The sequence below is a fragment of the Desulfomarina profundi genome (genome assembly GCF_019703855.1).
Taxonomy (GTDB): Bacteria; Desulfobacterota; Desulfobulbia; order Desulfobulbales; family Desulfocapsaceae; genus Desulfomarina; species Desulfomarina profundi.
The window spans coordinates 3367877-3389702 of the sequence record NZ_AP024086.1 but is presented as its reverse complement, the minus strand read 5'-3'; the positions used below and the strand labels follow the sequence as shown (position 1 = coordinate 3389702).

The 21826-nt window shown below is 46.4% G+C and carries 18 protein-coding genes and 2 pseudogenes; 17 read left to right on the top strand and 3 right to left on the bottom strand.

Features of this window, described 5'->3' with window-relative positions:
• Positions 1-2: 2 nt before the first annotated feature.
• From LO777_RS15590 to LO777_RS15580, 3 genes are all read right to left on the bottom strand, one after another.
• On the bottom strand, positions 3-1097 hold the full coding sequence (locus LO777_RS15590; protein ID WP_228854777.1) for an ABC transporter ATP-binding protein: 1095 nt from the start codon (positions 1095-1097) through the stop codon (positions 3-5).
• Positions 1087-2610, bottom strand: coding sequence for a glycerol-3-phosphate dehydrogenase (gene glpD / locus LO777_RS15585; RefSeq protein ID WP_228854776.1), 1524 nt, complete (start codon positions 2608-2610; stop codon positions 1087-1089). Before glpD ends, LO777_RS15590 begins: the two co-directional genes overlap by 11 nt.
• A gap of 205 nt (positions 2611-2815) precedes the next feature.
• Positions 2816-3586, bottom strand: coding sequence for a DeoR/GlpR family DNA-binding transcription regulator (locus tag LO777_RS15580; RefSeq protein WP_228854775.1), 771 nt, complete (start codon positions 3584-3586; stop codon positions 2816-2818).
• A 544-nt stretch (positions 3587-4130) separates the two neighbouring features.
• Here LO777_RS15580 and LO777_RS15575 point away from each other — a divergent pair.
• From LO777_RS15575 to modB, 17 genes and pseudogenes are all read left to right on the top strand, one after another.
• Entirely contained in the window at positions 4131-5033 is a 903-nt protein-coding gene (locus LO777_RS15575) for a DMT family transporter (protein WP_228854774.1), read from the top strand.
• Positions 5034-5360: 327 nt separating this feature from the next.
• Positions 5361-5987 carry a uracil phosphoribosyltransferase gene (gene upp / locus LO777_RS15570; RefSeq protein WP_228854773.1) on the top strand — a complete coding sequence of 209 codons (627 nt, stop codon included), beginning with the start codon at positions 5361-5363 and terminating at the stop codon, positions 5985-5987.
• A gap of 304 nt (positions 5988-6291) precedes the next feature.
• A pseudogene (locus LO777_RS15560) lies at positions 6292-7610 on the top strand (uracil-xanthine permease family protein).
• A gap of 66 nt (positions 7611-7676) precedes the next feature.
• The gene (locus LO777_RS15555; RefSeq protein ID WP_228854771.1) at positions 7677-9563 is read left to right on the top strand and encodes a transketolase C-terminal domain-containing protein; all 1887 of its coding nucleotides are present in this window, start codon (positions 7677-7679) and stop codon (positions 9561-9563) included.
• A 498-nt stretch (positions 9564-10061) separates the two neighbouring features.
• Positions 10062-12221 carry a methyl-accepting chemotaxis protein gene (locus tag LO777_RS15550; RefSeq protein WP_228854770.1) on the top strand — a complete coding sequence of 720 codons (2160 nt, stop codon included), beginning with the start codon at positions 10062-10064 and terminating at the stop codon, positions 12219-12221.
• 94 nt (positions 12222-12315) lie between these two features.
• Positions 12316-12465 (top strand): hypothetical protein, encoded by a 150-nt coding sequence (locus tag LO777_RS15545; protein ID WP_228854769.1) that lies wholly within the window; start codon positions 12316-12318, stop codon positions 12463-12465.
• Between the two features lie 20 nt (positions 12466-12485).
• Positions 12486-14210, top strand: a complete 1725-nt coding sequence (locus LO777_RS15540) for a response regulator (protein ID WP_228854768.1) — start codon at positions 12486-12488, stop codon at positions 14208-14210.
• A 40-nt stretch (positions 14211-14250) separates the two neighbouring features.
• A complete protein-coding gene (locus LO777_RS15535) occupies positions 14251-14823 on the top strand; it encodes a chemotaxis protein CheW (RefSeq protein ID WP_228854767.1) in 573 nt (190 codons plus the stop codon).
• Between the two features lie 56 nt (positions 14824-14879).
• Positions 14880-16412 (top strand): Hpt domain-containing protein, encoded by a 1533-nt coding sequence (locus tag LO777_RS15530; RefSeq protein ID WP_228854766.1) that lies wholly within the window; start codon positions 14880-14882, stop codon positions 16410-16412.
• On the top strand, positions 16367-18112 hold the full coding sequence (locus LO777_RS15525; RefSeq protein ID WP_228854765.1) for a hybrid sensor histidine kinase/response regulator: 1746 nt from the start codon (positions 16367-16369) through the stop codon (positions 18110-18112). Before LO777_RS15530 ends, LO777_RS15525 begins: the two co-directional genes overlap by 46 nt.
• Before the next feature lie 3 nt (positions 18113-18115).
• A complete protein-coding gene (locus tag LO777_RS15520; RefSeq protein ID WP_228854764.1) occupies positions 18116-18586 on the top strand; it encodes a hypothetical protein in 471 nt (156 codons plus the stop codon).
• A gap of 65 nt (positions 18587-18651) precedes the next feature.
• Positions 18652-18807, top strand: coding sequence for a hypothetical protein (locus LO777_RS15515; RefSeq protein ID WP_228854763.1), 156 nt, complete (start codon positions 18652-18654; stop codon positions 18805-18807).
• Between the two features lie 17 nt (positions 18808-18824).
• Positions 18825-19190: a response regulator gene (locus tag LO777_RS15510; RefSeq protein WP_228854762.1), complete on the top strand. Its 366-nt coding sequence runs from the start codon at positions 18825-18827 to the stop codon at positions 19188-19190.
• A gap of 12 nt (positions 19191-19202) precedes the next feature.
• Entirely contained in the window at positions 19203-19829 is a 627-nt protein-coding gene (locus LO777_RS15505; protein WP_228854761.1) for a LysE family translocator, read from the top strand.
• 68 nt (positions 19830-19897) lie between these two features.
• Positions 19898-20272 (top strand): winged helix-turn-helix domain-containing protein, encoded by a 375-nt coding sequence (locus tag LO777_RS15500; protein WP_228854760.1) that lies wholly within the window; start codon positions 19898-19900, stop codon positions 20270-20272.
• Between the two features lie 116 nt (positions 20273-20388).
• A pseudogene (gene modA, locus LO777_RS15495) lies at positions 20389-21146 on the top strand (molybdate ABC transporter substrate-binding protein).
• On the top strand, positions 21143-21823 hold the full coding sequence (gene modB, locus LO777_RS15490) for a molybdate ABC transporter permease subunit (protein WP_228854758.1): 681 nt from the start codon (positions 21143-21145) through the stop codon (positions 21821-21823). The pseudogene modA and the gene modB overlap by 4 nt, the downstream one beginning before the upstream one ends.
• Positions 21824-21826 lie beyond the last annotated feature (3 nt).

Genomic DNA, 21826 nt, shown 5'->3' with positions numbered 1-21826 from the left:
TTCTATGCTAACGGAAGTTTTTCCGGAGTAACTACAAGTTGTTCGTTTCTGTCAAAGACATAAAATGTTGCCGGATCAAGAAAGACCTCAATGGTATCATGGACATCAAAATTATGAATTCCCTTGGTCAGGACAACCCAGCGGACTCCGGCTACATCTATATGGATATAGGATTCGGATCCGGTAATCTCGGCCACAACAACCTTGGCTCTGACCTGAATCATATCTGCTGCTGCCGGGTTCTTTTTCAGAAAGAGGTGGTGAGGTCTGAAGGCGATGGTATAGTCGTCATCCGGGAGTTGCGGCAGCTTGTCGATAAGGGGAATCTCCACATGGCTTTTATAAAGCATAGTGTTGTTGAGCTTGGTTACCGGCAGACAGTTCAGGGGAGGATCGGAAATGGTCTTCGCTGTGACAAGATTCCCAGGCCTGTTGAAGACCTCCAGGGTTTTCCCGAACTGGGTTACCCTTCCCTCGTGGAGCGTGGCGGTATTGCCGCCCAGGAGCAGGGCTTCGGAGGGTTCCGTTGTGGCGTAGACGAAAATTGACCCTGTTTCAGCAAAAATAAGTGGCAGTTCTTCGCGCAGCTCTTCCCTCAATTTATAATCGAGGTTGGCCAGTGGTTCATCCAGCAGTACGAGTTCCGCACCTTTCACAAGAGCCCGAGCCAGTGCCGTTCGCTGCTGTTGGCCCCCCGAAAGTTCCTGTGGACTGCGACTGAGCATGTCTTCCAGTTTTAACAGTTTTGCGACTTTCTGCACCTTTTCTTCAATACGCTTCTGTTCGGTTTTCGCTATCCGCAAAGGGGACGCTATATTTTCATAAACGGTGAGATTGGGGTAGTTGATAAACTGTTGATAGACCATGGCTACATTGCGCTTCTGTACGGCAACACCGGTGACATCCTGACCTTTCACAAGGATACGGCCGGAACTGGGCTGGTCAAGACCGGCCATAAGGCGCATGAGGGAGGTCTTGCCTGAAAGAGTCGGGCCCAGAAGAATATTGAGTGTCCCGGCGTTAAAGGTGAGAGAAACATCGGAAATATGAAATTCGTTTCCGACCTTTTTGGAAATATTCTGTAACTCAAGTTGCATAAATCTCTTCCTTTGGTGAGTGTGTTCTTATATATTCGTCAAGCAGCTTCGTTTCTGCCGGGCTGAACAGGAGACCGAGACGGGTACGCCGCCATAAAATATCTTCAGCACTCCTTGCCCATTCACGGTCAATGAGATAATCAACTTCAAAACCGTACAGTCCATGGCCGAAGTGGGGGCCGAAAGTCGCTTCATTTGCAAGGTTTCTGCACATGTTTTTTGCGAGGGTGCCATAAGTCCTCATGAGCCTTGTTGCCGTTTCTCTGGAAAGATCCGGGCAGGTTGCCAGCAGTTTACGCACCTCTTCCATGAATCCATCGGGAGGGAAATTGCCACCCGGTAGATCTGCTGTTGCTGTCCAGGGCTGTTTCATCGGGGGCAGAAAAGGTTCCAGTTTTTTCAATACCGATTCAGCCAGTTTCCGGTATGTTGTTATTTTTCCTCCGTAGATGGAAAGCAGTGGAGTCCTGTTGTCTGGGGCGTCCAGCTTGAGTACATAATCACGGGTGGCTGCTTTTGCCTCATTCCTTCCATCATCAAACAGTGGACGGATACCGGAAAAAGAGGAGACGATATCCTCTGGAGTGATGGGAGTTGTGAAGTATTCTCCCGCCGATTCACAGAGATATCGGATCTCTTCCGGGGATATCTCCACATCGTCGGGGTTTCCGTGGTAGTCCACATCAGTGGTTCCGATCAGGGTGAACCTGTCTTCGTACGGGATGGCAAAGATAATACGTCCGTCATCATTCTGGAAAATATAAGCGCGGTCATGGTTGAACAGGCTTTTCACAACAATATGGCTTCCCTTGACCATGCGGATATGCTCTCCATTTTCGCTGTGGGGCAGTGTGTCCAGCACGGAATCAAGCCAGGGACCTGTAGCATTGATCAGCACTTTTGATCGTATTATCTGTTTTTCTTTCCTGTTGCTGTTGAACAGCTCAATATGCCAGGTGTCTTCCACTCGCTTTGCGGAAACAAAGGAAGTTCCGGTATGGATTTCGGCACCAAGATCGGCCGCGTCAAGGGCATTGAGGATTGTCAGGCGTGAATCCAGAACCCTGCAGTCAGAATATTCAAACCCTTTCCTGTAATTTTTTTTAAGTACGATACCAGCCTCATCGGTGGCCAGGTTGACGGTGGAAGTGGGTGGCAGTAACTTCCTGTGTCCCATGTGATCATAGAGAAACAGCCCCAGTCGGATCAGCCATGATGGGCGCAATCCTTTGTGATGGGGGAGGATGAAACGAAGGGGCCAGACGATATGTGGCGCATGGGTGAGCAGTATTTCCCGTTCCCGCAACGCTTCTTTCACAAGGCGAAACTCATAATACTCCAGATAGCGCAGTCCGCCATGAATTAATTTGGTACTTGCCGAAGAGGTGCCCGAGGCAAGATCGTTTTTTTCACAGAGGAAGACGGACAGGCCACGTCCGGCAGCGTCCCTGGCAATGCCACAACCGTTTATGCCGCCACCGATAATAACCAGATCGAAAACGATTGTTTTCATGGTCGACCCTCACGATAAAACTCTTTTTTGAGAATGATTGTTTCGAATTATGACTATCCGACTTTCAAGTGAAAATTTATACCATGTTTAACTGAAATCAAATGCTAATTCAAGTGAAAATGAAAAGGGGAATGTTTTCCTGGTTGCCGGGTTTTCTATTTGGCGGTGGAAATTCAAGTCTGATGGAAATGCAGTTTTCGGGAATTTATCCTTCACCGGCAACAACTATCCGTGTACCGTGTTCTCTGCACGTTTTCATGAGTTTTTCCGGTAAGCTGCTATTTGTTACTATTGTATCGATTTTGGAAACGTGGCTGATGCGGATTGGGGCATTCCGTTCAAATTTCATGCTGTCAGTTACCAGAATGACATGGCGGGCGTTATTGATGATGGTCTGTGCTACACGGACTTCACTGAAGTCGTAATCGAGCAGAGAGCCATCTTCATCCAGAGCGGAAACACCGATTACCGCGTAATCCACTTTGAATTGGTTGATAAAATCGACAGCTGCAACACCAACAATTCCACCGTCTGAACGGCGGACCTGCCCCCCGGCGATAATCAGTTCTATTCCCGGGAAGTTCTTCATGATATTTACAGCATTTATATTATTTGAAATAACCAGAAGACCCCTGTGATTTTTCAAGGCGTGGGCCACCTGTTCCGTTGTCGTGCCGATATTGATGAGCAGGGAACTGTTGTCAGGGATCAGTTCTGCGGCTTTGTGCCCGATGGCTATTTTTGCCTCAGGAGCCAGAAGTCTGCGGGCTTCATAACTGACGTTTTCTATACCCGAGCCTACAATGGCTCCTCCGTGTACCCGCTGCAGTAATTGTTTATCGCAAAGGACGTTGAGATCTTTACGAATAGTCTGCGGTGAAACCTCGAAAGTGATGGACAGTTCTTCAACTTCAACTTTACCGTTTTTTCCGGCCAGGCCCAGTATGCTGTTTTGGCGGGGTGAAAGAACATCCATAAGAATTCTGCCTTGTAATTATGAAAGTCAGTACTGTCATTGATACTGATATGATCAGATCCTGCGTAAGCTTGTGGTACCAGACGAAGTAATAATGATGGACTCGTAAAAACTCCGATCTACTGCGTTGTGGGGTGATCGTGTAATGCTCGACGTACCATATGTACGCCTGCGCTTACATGACACCGCCACGCCTTGTATATCGAAGTTTTTCCAGAGTCCATCTGAGAACGTTGAACGACTTTTTACGGGATCATCAATAATGATTTGTAGCTTCAAAAAAGTCAATCTGTATTTCAAATGAAACAGGGGTATGTGTATTCGACCAAAGAAATGGTTTCTTTTGTTGTCACCTGTGTATAGTTCAATGTATTGAAAGAGTGGCAAACAGGAAGTTTAAGTGTATATTGAGCGATTTGCTTCAAACATCATCTTGAACCTAAATCCTGCACTTCGGGAATAAAGAAAAATATTTATACGGTATAAACAGGTAATTATCATATCGCAGCAAGGGCTGTACTACTCACTATTCGAGTAAAAATCTATGACAAGACTCAGGGCAAATCTGCTTCTCATGCTGGCTGCAATTATCTGGGGCAGCAGTTTTGTGGTCCAGCAGGTAGGTACGGGAAATCTGGGTACCATAAGTTTTACGGGAGCCCGCTTTCTCGTGGGAGCCTGTATGGTATTTCCTTTTGCACTCAAACAGTTCAGGAGAGTTCATCTTCGGGAAAGACGCTTTCAGCAGAAAGACTGGCTGGCCCTGGCACTGACGGGAACTGTTCTGCTCACCGCAGCGGTACTGCAACAGCATGGTATTCTTCGGACAACGGTTACTAATTCCGGTTTCCTGACTGCTCTTTATGTACCCATGGTGCCTTTTCTCGGATTTCTGTTTTTACGAAGAAAAGTTCATTTTGTGGTCTGGCCCGCATCAATCTGCTGCTTTATCGGTACTTATATTATGAGTGGGGCCCACGAAGTCGAGCTGGTTGATGGTGATTTCTGGGTTATTTCCAGTACGATTTTCTGGGCCACTCATGTTATGCTTGTGGGCGCTCTTGCTTCCAGGACAAGAGCGCCGCTGGTCGTGGCGGCAACGCAGTTTGCTGTATGTGGTACTCTGGGGTTGGTGCTGGGGGCTGTTATTGAGTCTCCCGTTATGGCTGACTATGTTGGAGCTGTCTGGGGTATTTGTTATATCGGTATTTTTTCTGTCGGTATGGCCTTTACTCTTCAGGTGGTCGGCCAACGATATACTCCGGCCGCTGATGCGGCAATTATTCTCAGTTCGGAAACAGTTTTTGCGGCCATTGGAGGAATGGTATTTCTGGGTGAGCACCTTTCTCTGTTGCAGTTTATGGGTGGTGCACTTATTTTTGTCAGTATTATAGCCGTGGAAGTGGTGCCCCAGTTTGCTACCGGAAAGGCAAGAGCTCTGGATTGATTTTTAACTCTGCCTGATTGAAAGTAACTGATCACTTACGATTAAAAGTTTTCACTGTTTTTCCAGATCACCTCAATCATGCAATCAGCATTTTTTCCGAATCTGCAGGGTAGCAACGGCGCTGATGTGTTTGCAGGATTGAGGTGGAAACAAAATCACAAAGTTGTCGTTGATTCAGGTCGAAAATACCTTGCTTTTTTTCCATTAATTATTTAACAGAAAGCCACTGCTCAAAAATCGAGACAGTGTTCTCTGATAATTCGTCTGTCACCCGGTGCGGGACCATGGGCACCGTCACGTCTATATTCTTTATCCCCGGAGGAAATTATGACCGTACATGTAGCGGATCATCCACTTATCAAGCATAAGCTCGGTCTTATGCGAAAACATGATATCTCGACCAAGGATTTTCGGGATCTTTCTTCCGAAGTTGCCCGTCTTCTGACCTATGAAGCCGCCAAGGATCTTCCAACCCAGAAGAAAACAATCCAGGGCTGGGCCGGGTCTGTTGAGGTTGATGAGCTTAAAGGAAAAAAAATTACGATTGTTCCAATATTAAGGGCCGGATTGGGGATGATGAATGGTGTAATCGATCTCATTCCGTCAGCCAAGGTGAGTGTAGTGGGATATTACCGCAATGAGGAAACCCTTATGCCGGTGGAATATTATGTGAAAACAGCCAATGACATTGAAGAACGAATTGCCCTCATTTTAGATCCAATGCTGGCGACAGGCGGAACACTGCTGGCAACGATTGATACCCTGAAAAAAGCAGGGTGTAGAAGAATTAAAGGTCTTTTTCTTGTTGCGGCACCGGAAGGAATTAAAAAAGTGACCGAGGCACATCCTGATGTGGAAATTTATGTCGCCGCGGTGGATGACCGGTTGAACGAGGTGGGGTACATATTACCCGGCCTTGGTGATGCCGGGGATAAGATCTTCGGGACAAAGTAATCCTGAAAGTCATTACAGTTTCTGTAATGACTTTTTTTTTGGGTGATGTGTTTTGCAAATAGATGGCATCCGAATCCGTGAGCGGGTGTTTCGCGGGACGGAAAGTGATTTTTTTGATTACCCATAATTGACAATCCCGCAGGGCAAGAAAATGAACAAAAAAATCTCATTTCTGGACATTTCTGGACAGACACCAGATAATGAAAAATTATTTTCTTCATTTTCGAAGTGCAGAATTTTGGTAATATTTTAAACGTATTTTCAGGATATGAATATTTAAATTTTTATTGAGGAGGTTGTTATTATGGCGTCCGGTGATTCGGCAAAGAGTGATTATAAATTTAAACTGAGTGACAGTCTGCTGGGTGCACAGATGCTTTTTGTGGCATTCGGTGCACTGGTGCTGGTACCGATATTGACTGGTCTCGATCCCAATGTTGCCCTGTTTACAGCCGGGGTTGGAACCCTTATCTTTCAGGTTATCACAAGGGGGAAAGTTCCGGTATTTCTGGCATCCTCCTTTGCCTTTATCGCTCCGATCATTTATGGCGTCCAGACCTGGGGCGTACCGGCGACCATGTGCGGTCTGGCGGCGGCGGGTGGTCTTTATGTGGTTTTGAGTTTTGCCATCCGTTTTTTTGGTTCGAATGTACTGAAAAAGATCCTTCCCCCGTGGTTACCGGCCCGGTCATCATGGTTATCGGCCTGGTACTCGCTCCAGTGGCAGTACATATGGCATCAGGAAGGACCGGAGACGGTTCCGCCTGGCTGGTTCCCGGAAAAACGGCCATGATTATAGCCGGTGTCTCACTTGTTACAACAGCCCTTGTTTCACTGCTGGGTAAAGGGTGGTTGAAACTCATTCCAATTCTCTGTGGCATCATCGCAGGATATGTAACCTCTCTTTTTCTGGATTTCAGCGGCATTACTGCTTCAATTCAGGCATCATTTGATCCCGGAAATCTCAAGAACTGGACAGGACCTGTGCTTGTTTCCTTCAAGCCCCTGGCAGAAAAGGCCTGGCTCGCCATGCCTGCCTTTGTTTTGCCTGAGTGGAAATGGGAGGCGGTTCTTTTTATAGTACCTGTCGCCATTGCCCCGGCTATTGAACACGTGGGTGATGTTCTGGCAATAAGCTCAATTACCGGAAAAGATTATGTTAAAGATCCCGGTATCGAAAACACCATGCTTGGTGACGGTATTGCGACAACCGTTGCGTCCCTTTTGGGCGGTCCACCGAATACCACTTATTCTGAGGTGAGTGGTGCTGTGGCATTGACAAAAGCGTACAATCCGGCGATTATGACATGGGCGGCTATTGCTGCAATCCTCCTTTCAATGGTGGGAAAGGTTGGTGCGTTGCTTGCCACTATTCCCACTCCGGTTATGGGAGGGATAATGATCCTTCTCTTTGGTATGATAACAGTGGTGGGAATCAATACTCTGGTGAAATCCGGGGAAGACCTGACTACTCCCCGTAACCTGATTATTGTCGCGGTTGTTCTGGTTTGTGGAATCGGCGGCATGAAGTTCAGTGCCGGCTCCTTTGCCATTGAAAAAATAGGTCTTGCCGGAATTCTGGGGCTGGTTCTGAATCTTGTTTTGCCAGTGGAAAGAGAATAAACTGTATATTCTGATAAATGTGAAAAACTGCCTTTTGGCAGCTATAAAAATGGAGCTTGAAGAAAAATGGATTTCCCAATAAATCTGGGTGATTATGTTTCCCTGAAATTCGACCTGAATCAGGAAAAACTTACCGATGAACAGAAACTGGTGCTTCGGGGCAATATTGGGCTTGTTCGGGACAGCCTTGTCTTTTTTACTGCTCTTGCCAATGTCAAAGGGCTGGGAGGGCATACTGGTGGTGCTTTTGATATCGTACCGGAACTGCTCATTGTCGATGGTTTCATGAAGGGAAATGAATCTGTTCATCCCGTTTATTTTGATGAAGCCGGTCACCGTGTGGCAATCCAGTATATTATGGCTGTACTCAATGGTTATCGGGAGGCTGAATCGCTTCTGCATTACAGGGAGTATGATAAGGGATATTATGGCCATCCTGAGCGTGACGAGAAGAACGGTGTCTTTTTTTCATCCGGCAGACTGGGGCATCTGTGGAGTTATGTGAACGGGGTTGCAGAAGCCGATCCCGGAAAAACTGTCGTGATGTTCGGCAGTGACGGTTCCCAGATGGAAGGAGACAATGCGGAAGCAGCCCGTTATGCTGTAGCGAGAAACCTTAATGTAAAACTGTTTATTGACGATAATGATGTGACAATTGCCGGTCATCCCAGTGAATATATGAAAGGGTATGATGTCGTAAAAACCCTGCAGGGCCATGGTCTGGATGTTGACGCGGGAGATGGCGAGGATCTGGACGATCTGTTTTACCGTATTCGCCGGGCACTGGTCGCCGATGGTCCTGTGGCCGTGGTAAACAGGAGGCCCATGGCTGTCGGTGTGCCGGGAATCGAGGGCTCTCCCAAGGGACATGATGTCATTGCCGTGGACCTGGCATTGGACTACCTGAAGAACAGGGGGCGGGCTGAAGCTGTGGAGGCCCTTACCGGGTACAGTGCTGAAAAGGTCAAGGTCTCATATCGGGGCTCAAGTCCCGGGATGGCAAAGGTGAGAGATGATTTCGGTAAAATCGTCTGTGAGTTGATTGATGATCTTGAAAACCCGGCATCACAGGTGCTCGTGGTGGATTCTGATCTGGAAGGATCATGCGGTCTTCATCATATTCGGAAAAACCATCCGGAGGTGTATGTCCACGGTGGTATCATGGAGAGGAATAATTATTCGGTTGCCGCAGGATTTGGGTCCGAGCCCGGGAGGCAGGGTATTTTCGGTACTTTTTCCGCTTTTCTTGAAATGGTTGTTTCCGAAATTACCATGGCACGTCTCAATGATGCCAATGTCCTTGCGCACTTCTCCCACTCCGGGATTGATGATATGGCGGATAATACCTGTCATTTCGGAATAAATAATTTCTTTGCTGACAACGCCTTGATCGAGGGTGATTTTACCCGGCTTTATTTCCCGGCTGACGCTGGTCAGTTGCGCGGGCTTCTCAAGGCAATTTTCAACGATGCCGGTCTGCGTTTTGTCTTTTCCACCCGTTCTGCGACTCCCTTTATTTTGACGGAAGAAGGAGAAGTACTGTATGGAGATGATTACACATTTGTTCCGGGACGTGATGAGATTATTCGTGAAGGAAGTGACGGTACTATTGTCACCTATGGTGAAATGGTTTACAGATGTCTTGATGCAGTGGAACAGCTGAAGGATGAAGGCGTCAACCTGACTTTGATGAATAAACCGACGTTGAACAGTGTGGATGAGGAGATGATCAGAAAGGCTGGACAGAGTCCTTTTACTCTTGTAGTGGAGAGTCAGAACACCAAAACAGGTTTGGGTTCACGTTATGGTACCTGGCTGCTTGAAAGAGGGTACAGTCCCCGCTATTCTCTGATGGGGACCAGCCGACCGGGGCATGGCGGAATTGCTGAACAGCTTCCACACCAGGGTCTTGCAGTGAGTGACATAAAGAAGGAGATACGTACTATGCTTTGATTTATTTAAAGAGCTGAAAGCATACCTTTTCACCTGGAAGATTTCAGTCCGGTCTGAGTCGCATTTGACCCGGGTCTGATATCAGGGAGGGGGACAGGAAAAAGGAGTTGTATCTGGGGGGGCCAGGTATAGCTCCTTTTTTTATGGAATGGTGGTCTCTTTAAAACAATGTCACAAATTTTATTTGCAGATCAAAAAAGTTGCAGGAAGCAGGCAGCTTAGGGTAGGTTGTTGAGTCGATAACAGATGTGGTATACTGATGTAATTTATATAATGGGCTTGATTATACACTATTATCCAGGAGGCTGTCCGAGAATTACCTTTCGCCCAAACTCTTCAGATTTGTCAAAAAAATATCCTCGGAATATCAATTATATGCCTGTGGTATTTTTTTGGACAAATCTTTGATTTTGAACAAAATGCCTATTCTCGTACAAGCTCCTACGGATTAACAGAGTTCCCATTCGTGTGAGCTCAAACTGAGATTATGGAGATGCAATGGAAGAGAACAAAAGGAACCCTGAAGTAAAAAGGAGTTTTTTTTCAAAACTGACCGGTAATATGGGAATTCGCGGCAAATTGATGATGGCGTTTATGGCCCTGATTGCATTGACTGTTGTTGTCATTGTAATAACGGTCATTTCCCAGACTGTTGCCCAGCGAACGATTGAAGAACTGGTTCAGGTGCACGGCAAGGTTGCCAGATTAAGTCTTGAGACCGAAAAGACCCTGCGGGTTATGCAGAATTATGAAAAGGACTTTTTGCTCAACTACGAGGAAAAAGGTATTCAGGTGGCAAAGACTGAATATCTTGACCCTTTTATTGCAAAGGGTGGGGAGATATATCAGACCCTGCACAGCATTGAAGAATTGGCAACAAACCCGGGAGATGCTGAGGCTGCCCAGTCTGTTATGAATTCCATTAATGAATACCTGATAGATTTTATGGGTATCGTAAATATCCTTGAGCTTCGGGTTGACAAGGAATTCGGTGAGCTGGTCAAGCTGAATGAGAGTGTTGAGAAACTGGAAAAAACGGTGTCAATGCTGGGCAATTCCGCTCTTCAGGATGGATTTTTCAGGTTGAAAACGGCAGTGCAGGATTATCTGAGAATTTCAGATATAAAAACTGTTGAGAAAGTTGAGCAGGAGAGGGAGACATTTAACCGACTCCTGAAACTTCCCGCCCTTTCAGGTACACCTCAGGCAACGTTGCAGAAACAGCTTAAGGAATTCGATAAGTGGTTTACAGAAGTAACAAATACAGACAGGGTTATTGCTGCCAAGGCGTCCGAATATGAGGATGCAGTTAAACGGACGGAACCGGTTATAAAGTCGTTTCTCAGTAACGCTGTGGCCAATGAGGCGAAAGCGACAGCCAATATGAAAAAAACTGCTGATCTCGTTTTGAAGGCAGTGGTAGTGGTTGGTGCCATTTCGGTTCTTCTGGCTATTCTGATTGCCATCAGGTTGTCTCGAGGACTGACGGGACAGGTTAACCACATAATGGATCTTCTCGGAGAGATTGGTATGGGTAATTTCTCTGCACGAACCAAAGTGGTCAGCAATGACGAGCTGGGAGAGATGGCAACGACCCTGAATGCCATGCTGGATAATATCACTACCCTGATTCAGAGCCAGGAAGAACGTGATGCCATCCAGGAATCCATTATGAAGCTTCTGGAGGAGATCAGTGCCTTGACCGAGGGTGATTTTACCGGCCGTGCCGAGGTAACAGAAGATATGACCGGTGCTATTGCTGATTCTTTTAACGCTATGGCTGACCAGTTCTCTGATATCATCAGTAAGGTTAAAAAAGCAACACAATCTGTCGACATGACGACAGAAGATGTTTCACAGCAGACCATGGCTCTGGCAAATAAAAATATCGAGCAGGTAAAATCCGTCACTGAAGCTGTTGAAGCCATCGAAGATATGGTTGCGTCTATTCGTGAAGTTGCCAGAAATGCCCAGACATCAGCGGAGGTTTCGAAACGATCCCGTTCCAATGCCCAGGAGGGTGCCGAGGCTGTAAGCAGGACCAACAGAGCCATGACGGAGATTCGCGAACAGATTAATGAGACTGCCCGTTCCATTAAACGGCTTGGTGAGAGTTCAATGGAAATTGGAAATATTGTGCAGATTATTGATGATATTGCGGACAGGACTTCAATTCTGGCCCTGAACGCGTCCATTCAGGCTGCCATGGCCGGTGAAGCGGGACATGGTTTTGCTGTTGTTGCTGATGAGGTACAGCGGCTTGCTGACAGTTCACGAAACTCCACAAAACAGATTGACCTGCTTGTTAAGAGTATTCAGACTGAGATTGCGGATGTTTCAAACAGGATGGATGAAAGTATTTCCAAGGTGGTTGGCGGTACACAGCTGGCAGATGGGGCCTATGAAAAGTTGCAGGAAATTGAGGCGGTTTCCAGGCAGCTTGCCGAGCTTATTGAGGCGATTACTGCGGCAACAACCAGTCAGGTTGAAATATCTGAAAGTATTTCACAGGCAATGCAGGAAGTTGGTGAAATCAGTCGAGAATCTTCTCTTTCTTCCCAGGATACTGCGGCATCCATGAATGTTTTGAGTAAAACAGCCAGCGATTTGAGGGATGCTGTTGAAGTATTCAAGGTTGAGGAGGAAGAGGCGGCTTAACCATTGGGGGGGAGACAATGCGGGTTGATTGTCCTGGAGAGTTATTAAAGGACAATCCTCGTTTCTGGACAGTCATTAACTACAGAGGTTGATTATGACCGAATCTCACATTGGTCCCGGTGAAACTTACGCCAGTATGCTTGACTATTTGAAATCCCGGAAACTTTTGCAAAGTAATCTGGATTTGAAGATAAAGGACAACGGTTGTCATGGTGAGTTGCAGATACGGGGGGAGAAATTGTAACGGGAAAATGTGGAGAACTGGTGGGTAATGGGGCCGTGTTAACCCTTGCCGGACTTGAATCGGCAAAAATTTCCTCTCTTGCCAATGAAGATAGTCCGAAAAAAAATGTTTCCTTTCTTTTCAAACAGATCGAGCAGCTGCTTCTTCATTTTTCCAAGGCGACTTCCGGGAAAACTTCGCTGGATGAAAAGAAGTTACTGGATGAGGCGATTGCTCACCTTTATCAGTTTCATCGTAAGGAGGCAGGTACAAAACTGGTAAAAATTCTCCGGGCAAACCGGTTTTTTTATCCCGCCTGGTTATGGCATTCCAGGCTTATGACACGGGAGGATTATATTCAGAAAGCGTTGAACGAGGCAGGAAAATGGGGGAATGTCGATAGCGAGATCAGCAGGGAAATTGAGAAAATAACACCCCAGATCAGTGGACGGTCTGCAACGGTAAGGCGATGTTTTTTCTGTTGGTCGCTGGTTCGTTCCGGCGAAAAACGTTGCAGCCGGTGTGGGGGTTTCTTACGTATTTCAAAAACTGATTTTGAGCGTATTGATGTTTCCGGTGAGCTTGAAACAGTTCTGCCTACCTATGAAAAAGCATTTCGCAAAAACCCTGGAAATGCCAGGATTGCTTACTGCCTTGGTCTTGGGCATTTTTCACTTGGAAACATTGAGCGGGCGGAGAAGTATATAAACCTGGCCCTGAAAGTGGTGCCGAAAGAACCACTGCTGCTGCGGGCATCCTCTGTTTTATCCGGAAAAACGGGTCGGAACCGGAAAACGCCCAAAATGAGTCCAACTCCTCCTCTCAAAGTGGAGACAGCGACTGAAGAAAAATCAAGTGGAAAGGTAATACTTGTTGTGGAAGACAGCAGGACGTCACGAAAGGTGATTTCCATGCTGCTTTCGCGAAAAGGCCATGAGATTGTTGAGGCAACAACAGGAAAAGAGGCCCTGACCAGAGTCTCTGAAAACGTTCCGGATCTGGTTCTGCTTGATGTCATGCTTCCAGATATGACAGGTTACGAAATTCTGCCTCTTTTGAGAAAAGATGTGGCGAATGTTCCTGTTGTCATGTTGACCGGAAAGACAAGTTCTACAGATCGATTGAAGGGGATGAAATCAGGAGCCAATGAGTATCTGACAAAACCGTTTGATCCAGCAAAACTCATTGGTGTTGTTGACAGATACCTTGATAAACCTGCACGGTCGGGCCAAAAAACTGATAAAAATTCTGCTGCTGCAAAACGACATTCAGTAGTGGAATTTTCAGAGAAAAAGAGTCATGTCAAAAATGGGAAAAAGTCGGTTGTTTCATCGAAGCCGACATTTACTGCCCAAAAAACAGAAAAAACTTTACCTGTTCTGACAAAACAGACCGGTAAGAATGGAAAAACGATTCTTGTTGTGGAAGACAGCCCCACATCAAGAAAAGTGATTTCCATGGTGCTGTCCAAAAAGGGATATGGTGTCGAAGAGGCCGCTGACGGCTTCGAGGCGTTGAACAAGATGACCGCAGCCGTCCCTGACCTTGTTTTGCTGGATGCGATACTCCCGGATATTACCGGGTATGAACTTCTGCCTAAACTCCAGAACGCTATGGATGGAAAGGCGGTTCCGGTTGTCATGTTGACAGGAAAGAAAGGGTCTGTTGACAGGGAACGGGGCCTGCGGGCAGGTTCGGTGGCTTATTTGACAAAACCGTTTAATCCGGCAAACCTTTTGAAAGTTATTGACAACCATGTTGGTTGAATGAGTTTTTCCGGTGAATGATTAAAAAGCGCAGGTAATTATGTCTGATTTTTCTGATTTGGCGAGTGTTATCAGTAATGTTGATGAAAAACTCAGTAACGTCCGGAAGGAAATTGAGTCGACTGACCATGTCACTATTCCGGAAAGTGAGGAATTGAAGAAATATCTGCTGGCAGGTATCGGGCCGCTGACTGTGGCAGTGGCCATCGATAATCTCGCCGAGGTCGGTCCTCTTCCCCCTGTCACGTTTCTGCCCAATCTCCCTTCCTGGATTCAGGGAATTGTCAATCTTCGAAGTGAAATTATTTCCGTTATTGATTTTGTCGGTTTTTTACAGCTTCCCGGTGAGGGCAGCTGTGACGGGAATCGTTTTATGGTTCTGAGGTATAAGAAAAGAAAAGTCGGGCTCCGTATTGATCGTATTGCGGGAACAATAAAAAAAGGGGATTCCGAAAAAATTTCCCTGGTTGATGGTAAACTGGACAATGTGGAAAAAGCATTTTTCACGTCGGCCTTTGAATTTGAGGGTAAGCAGTATTACCACCTGAACGTGGCAAAATTTTTAACCTCACCACGTCTACTTGATTTCAACAGGGTTGAAGTCGGCCGGTAAGGACTTGATTATTTCTCTGCAGTATTTGTAGAGAATTTTTTGGAGGAGTAACAGGGATGTCGCAGGTAGCAAAATCGGAACTGATGGAATTGTTTTCCCAGGAAGTTTCTTCATATTTGCCCGAGATCGTGAAAAATATAAATGGTCTTGTTCCGGGAGAATATTCATCTGAAAGAATAAATGAACTGCACCGGCTCTTCCATAATATTAAAGGATCAGCAGCCCTGGTGGGCAGGGATAACCTCAGTGAAGGGGCAAGGCTGGTGGAGCAGTTTTTTGAAAATATGGTGCTCCACGAGCTGCCTGTTCCCGAGAATTGCATTCATGGACTGAGAAAAACAGTTCAGCTTCTTGAGATGTATATCAGCAGCAACGATAATGATGAAAAAGAGATATATCGGCAGATTGCAGAACTGTTTAAAGATCAGGCCCTGATCCGTGCTGAATCTTTTGTAAAAACAGAGAGTCAATGGCAGGCGTCGCTTCGTTCTCTTTTTCCTCTTTTTGAAGATCTGGCTGAATGCACATCTGACGACAGCAGAGACATTGAGCACAACACAAATGTTTTCAGAAAGCTTGGTCAGGCTGTTTCCATTGTTATTGCTTGTGTGAAAGCAGAGGGGCTTGCAGATAAATACAGGGTTTTGAATGATTTTGACCAGTTATTTCGGAAGGTGATTGTTGATCCGGAAAATCATTATAGAGAGGTTCCAGTTCTGGTAAAGGATTTCCTGCAGTTTCTCGATATGATGCTGGAGCGGGAAAGTCTGGCAGTGCAACCACGGCCACTTGCCGAAACAGGTGAAGTCGTGGATGACGATTTCTTCGAGAGTGAGCTTGAAGCGGATATTTTTTCCAGTGTGGATGGTGCTGATGATACCCTGGCTTTCATGGAGCAATTACATGAACCTGATTTAAGTGATGATGAGAGAGTATCTTCGGACACGGAAGAAGTGGATGAAGAGCGGCAGTTGCTCTTTGATGTTTTTCAGGCTGAATGCGATGAGCATCTTACAACCATCAACAGTTCTCTGAATGATCTGGAACGGGAAATCACGAAGAAAAAGGAAATAACCCCGGAACTTCGGGCAAATGTGAGCGAGATGCGGCGGGCCGTGCATACCCTTAAAGGGGCGGCGGCAATGACCAGTGTCAATCTTCTGGCCAGGGCCGGGCATGTTCTTGAAGACATGCTTGACTGGTTGCATGATGAGGCAAAGACCATAACCCCGGAAGATGTTGATATCCTTGCCTCCGGTGTCGATGTGATGGAATTTCTGGCCCAGAGTCCGGAAGCAGCCGAGTCTTCCCGCCTGGTACGTTTTGAGGAAAAAATCAGGGATCATTTTTCACTTCTTACCGGGGAGAATGAACTTCCCGGAGAGTCCGAACCGGAGTTTGTTCCGGTCGGGTTTGAAGAAGGCGATGATGAGGAGGTTTCCCTGCCTGAAGAAACAGGGACTCTCCGGGTAAGACTGGACGAACTGGATGAACTGGTTTCCATCGAGGGTGAACTCGTTGTTGCCCGCGGGCAATGGAGAGTATGCTCGATGAACTTTCTGAAACCCTGGTCGAGCTGGACAATGTAAAAAATAACCTCAGACGCAAATCCCAGGAGCTTGAATCCGGTTTTGAAGTCCAGTCCCTCTATGGTTTCAATCCCGTTGCCGCGGGTGGGGAAAATATTCCCGAGCAGGGGGGAGACCTTGATGAATTTGATCCTATCGAACTTGACCGATATTCCCAGCTCAATCTGATTATCAGATCCCTGAACGAGATTTCCGTGGATGTAAATTCCATCTATTCCACCATGACATCGCTTGCGGGCGACCTGAGAGGACAGGTTGGAAAGCAACAGCTCACCATGCGCCTGATGCAGGATAAACTCATGCGAATCAGGATGACACCCCTCTCTTCCATCTCCCGCTTTTTATTTCGAACAGTAAGGGATACTGCCAGGCGGCTCAAGAAGAATGTCAATTTGAACATCATCGGTGAAGATGTATATATGGACAGGTTCGTCTGGGCGAAAATGATGGACCCCCTTATGCATATCCTCCGGAACTGTGTTGATCACGGGATTGAATCGAATGATAGAAGAATGGAACTTGGTAAGGATAAAACAGGTTCCATTGTTCTCGAGGCCGAGCAGCACAGCAGGTTTGTGGTGTTGCGGATTAGTGATGACGGCAGCGGTATTGACCTTGACCTGGTCAGGAAAAAACTGAAAGCGGAAGGATTGGTGGACGATCCTGAGGCCCTGGATGATAAAGAACTGTTTTCCTGGCTTTTCCGTCCGAGTTTTACCACCAAAGAAGATGTTTCACAGATTTCGGGCAGGGGTGTGGGACTTGATGTAGTCCGTAGAAATATTCAGGAACTGCGGGGGACTGTCAGGCTTGAGAATAATCCGGGTGGAGGTGCGGTCTTTGAATTTCAGATTCCTTTTACCCTCTCGGTTAATCGGGCAATCATGATTTCCGTTGCGGGGAGATTGTTTGCCGTACCGCTGCAGGAGATTATTGAAGTCAGGCATTTTTCTTCAGACGAACTGGAGAATGGAGAGGGAGTATCGGTTCAATGGAATGATGAAAATATTCCTGTGGAAAATCTCGGTTTCTACCTGCAGCTTGGTGTATCGGATGTTTGTCCGGATACGGGCAGTGAGGGGGTGCTGGCAATTATTTTCGAAGCTGCCGGGGGCGATCTCCATTGTGTTTCCATTGGCAGTGTGGTTGAGCAACGGGAGATTATTGTAAAGGACCTGGGGAGCCATTTGACCCATGTTCCCGGGATAAGCGGGGTTACCGTGACACCATCAGGCAGTCTGGTTCCCATTCTTAACCTCTCGGAACTTGTGGAAACTGTAGTCGAACAACCTGATTCAAAAGCAGAAATTCACACGGAATTGAGCCTGAATGAACCTCTGAAAGTTTTGATAGTAGATGATTCCATCAGTGTGCGGCACAGTGTGGCAAGGCTGATTGAGAGCAGATCCTGGAAGCAGCGTCAGGCTGTTGACGGCCTTGACGCCCTGGCGCAGCTGGAATCGTTTATGCCGGATGTTATTGTTCTGGACATTGAGATGCCGCGAATGAACGGCTATGAACTTAAGAGTAATCTGAACAGTCACGGTCTGTATCGGGATATTCCGGTTGTCATGCTGACTTCCCGTTCTTCCGAGAAACACAGGGAGAAGGCAAGAGAACTGGGGGTGGAGCACTATCTCACAAAACCGTACCAGGAAGAAACATTTATCCGTCTGCTTGAAGAAATCGGGACACGGTAAATTATGAAAGAGATACTTGAACTTGCGGTTATCAGGGCTGACTGTTCATTGAAAACGGGTGAAAAACTTTTTTGGTTGTTGAGCAGGAGCCAGATAGAATTTGTTCTTAATGACCTTGAGCTGATTCCGGCTGAAAATGGGCAGTTTACGGCCCATTACCGGGATACGATTCTGCCAGTTGTTCAGCTTGAGGAGTACTATGGATTGCCGGGCCGGAAAAAAGAGGAAAAAATTAAGAATAAATACGTTGTTGCTGGAGCGGTAGACAGGGAAGAAGCACTGGTGAGGATAATTCTTCAGACCTGCCATCATGTTCAATTGTTAAAACTGTCGGAAAACATGCCTCCGTCTTTTTCCCTCCCACTTCCCAAAAGAGGGGAGGATATCCTGGGAGTATATTCTCTGGCGGAGGACAAGATACTGATTTTACCGGATCTTGTCAGGATAGCCGGCAGGATGATTACGGATGGTTGAAGGAGCATTTTCATTGTCGGTGAGGGTTGGAGAATAGAAAAGAGCAGGTACGACTGGAGTGAATAATGGCAATAAGCGAAGCGATTAAGAAAAACTGGATTGAAATACAGAAAAAATATAAAGTTCCCGTGAACGCCATTGGAGTGCAGATCAAGAAAAATGATAAGAAGACATTAAAAATATGGAAAGAAGAAGGTATTGATCAATATTTGAAAAAATAAGAACAGGATGTATGAAAATGGCTAAAAATCTGATAATGATTGTTGAGGACAGTGCTACTGACATGCGGTTTGCCAGGTCAGTCTGTGAGGAAAACGGTTTCAGGGTGGTAACTGAAACGGACGGTGAAAAAGTATTTGAACACGCAAAAAAAGAGCAGCCGGATCTGATTCTTCTCGATGTGATCCTGCCGAATAAAAATGGCTTTCAGGTCTGCAGGCAACTGAAAAATGATGATGAAACAAAGGACATAAAGGTGATTATCGTCAGTTCCAAGGACCAGCCGAGTGATAAATTCTGGGGGATGAAGCAGGGAGCAGACGAGTATATTACCAAACCCTATGGAGAAGATGCTCTGCTGGATGCTATTGAAAAACTGTTATAATCATAGTCCATTATGTTGCCGCCTGATACACTGTTTCTTTTTTTTACAGCCTCCGTACTGCTGGCCCTGACTCCGGGACCTGACAATCTTTTTGTTCTTACCCAGGCGGCCCAGTGGGGAAGAACGGCCGGTTTTGCCGTTACCTTTGGTTTGTGTACGGGGCTGCTTGTCCATACCAGTGCAGTGGCACTGGGGGTGGCGGCGATTTTTCAGGCTTCTGCCCTGGCTTTCAGCCTGCTGAAATACATTGGTGCTGCATACCTCTTTTATCTGGCGTTTCTTTCATTTCGTGCGGGAATTGCAGGAGGTGGAAAAATATCCGGTGAAGCCCTTGGATTCTGGAAACTCTACTCAAGGGGGATTATCATGAACGTAACTAATCCCAAGGTTTCCCTCTTTTTTCTTGCTTTTCTTCCCCAGTTTACTGACCCCACCATTGGTTCAATCGTTCCCCAGATCCTCTTTCTCGGGTTTCTCTTTATTCTTTCTACAATTCTGGTTTTTGGGCTTATCAGTCTGCTGGCCGGTACTGTCGGTGAATGGTTTCAGCAATCGGCAAAAGCCCAGACAGTTCTTAATCGTATGGCCGGGGTTGTTTTTATCGGTCTGGCCATCAAACTTGTTTTGATTCGCCGCTGAAAACCGATAGCTTCCTTATTCGTATTTTTTTCTTGTCATTCGATATATTTTTATTTATATAACGAAACATGAAACCATATCGACATGTACACAGAAAAAGGGAAAATCCCTGGCAGGAGGGGATAACTGTCTGCCGGGGACGACTTTGGTTGGAGCGGGACGGCGCCACTTTTCTCGGGACGGGGCGGGTTGTTCTTCTGGAGCGAATCCGTGAACATGGTTCGATATCCAGGGCTGCCCGTTCCATGAAAATGTCTTATAAGCATGCATGGGACCTGGTGGATTCAATGAACAGAAAATCACCCGATCCCCTGGTAATAACCAGTAAAGGTGGAAAAGGAGGAGGAGGTGCCAGGTTGACTGCAGCCGGAGAGAGAGAAGTGGCTGCTTTTTGGGAACTGCAGGAACGTTTTTCTGCTTTTTTACAGGCGGAAACAAAATAGAACCTCAATCCTGCACTTCAGAAAATGAAAAAGACAACTTTTTTATTTCATATAGTGGAAGGGATTTTTTTAACTTTCGTTATATATTATAAAATATATTGAAAGGAGTAATCAGCATGAAAAAAAGAATCCTACCTGGAATTGTCTGCCTGGTATTATTGCTGTCATCACTTCCTCTTCGTGCGCAGACGGTGAGACTTTCTGTAGCTGCGAGCCTTACAACCGTATTTAAGAATATAGTTGCAGCCTATGAAGAGGCTCATCCTGAAACAGAATGCATACTGAATCTTGCCTCCTCCGGTTCCCTGGCAAAACAGATTGAACAGGGAGCACCTGTAGATCTCTTTATCTCAGCAAATCAAAAATGGATGGATTATCTGGTTGAGGAAAAGAAAATAAATAAGCAAACCGTTATGAACCTGGCAGGAAACAGCTTGGTATTTCTTGGGGGAAAAAGGGATAATCTAAGAAAAATAGATGATATCATGCAACTTTCCCGAATTGCCATTGGCAGCCCGAAAAGTGTGCCGGGTGGACAATATGCGGTACAGGCAATGGAGAGAAGTGGTTTTTATAAAAAAATTATGGCCGACCATAAACTGGTGATGGCAAAAGATGTGCGACAGGCCCTGATGTATGCCGAGCGGGGGAGGTTGATGGAGCTTTTGTTTATCGAACTGATGGACTTCAGGCGAAGAGTGCAGAAATACTTTTTACGGTTCCCCTGATGTTTTATGATCCGGTGATCTATCCGGCAGGTCTTACGTTCAGAGGGTCAAAGAAGAGAGAAGCTGTTCAGTTCCTTTCATTTTTAAGTACTTCGAGAGTCCATGAACTTTTGAAACAATACGGGTTTACGGTCGTAGATCCATGATATCTTTGACTCCCCAGGATACACAGGCTGTCTTGCTTTCCATCAAAGTTGCAACAGCAGCCACCTTGATTTCGCTTCCTTTTGGTTTTGGAGTTGCCTGTATTTTTTCCTTTACCCGGATACCTGGACGGGCGGTTTTCGAAGGAATCGTCAACCTTCCCCTGGTTCTACCGCCGATAGTGACCGGTTACCTGCTTCTTCTTGTCTTTGGAAGTTCTGGGGTTTTGGGGCCATTTCTGGAACAATTTGGAATTACAGTAGTTTTTACAGCAAAAGGTGCGGTAATTGCCTCGGCGGTTGTCGGCTTTCCCCTGCTGGTGCGATCCATTCGTATCGGTATGGATTCCATTAAGGAGCAATACCTGCAGGCTGCAAGAACCCTGGGTGCTCCCTGGTGGGATATAGTTGTTTCAATTATTATTCCCCTTTCCGCCAGGGCAATTATCGGAGGAATGACATTGATGTTTGCCAGGAGCCTGGGAGAGTTCGGGGCAACAATTATCCTGGCTGGCAATATTCCCGGCGTTTCCCAGACTATTCCGCTGGCAATCTATGATTACACCAGTACACCGGGGCAGGATTCCATGGCTCTTGTCCTCTGTGCGGTATCAATTTCTCTTTCCTTTTTTGTTCTGCTGGTAAGTGAAGCCGGTGGTTCAGCTTTAAAATGGCGGTAAAAC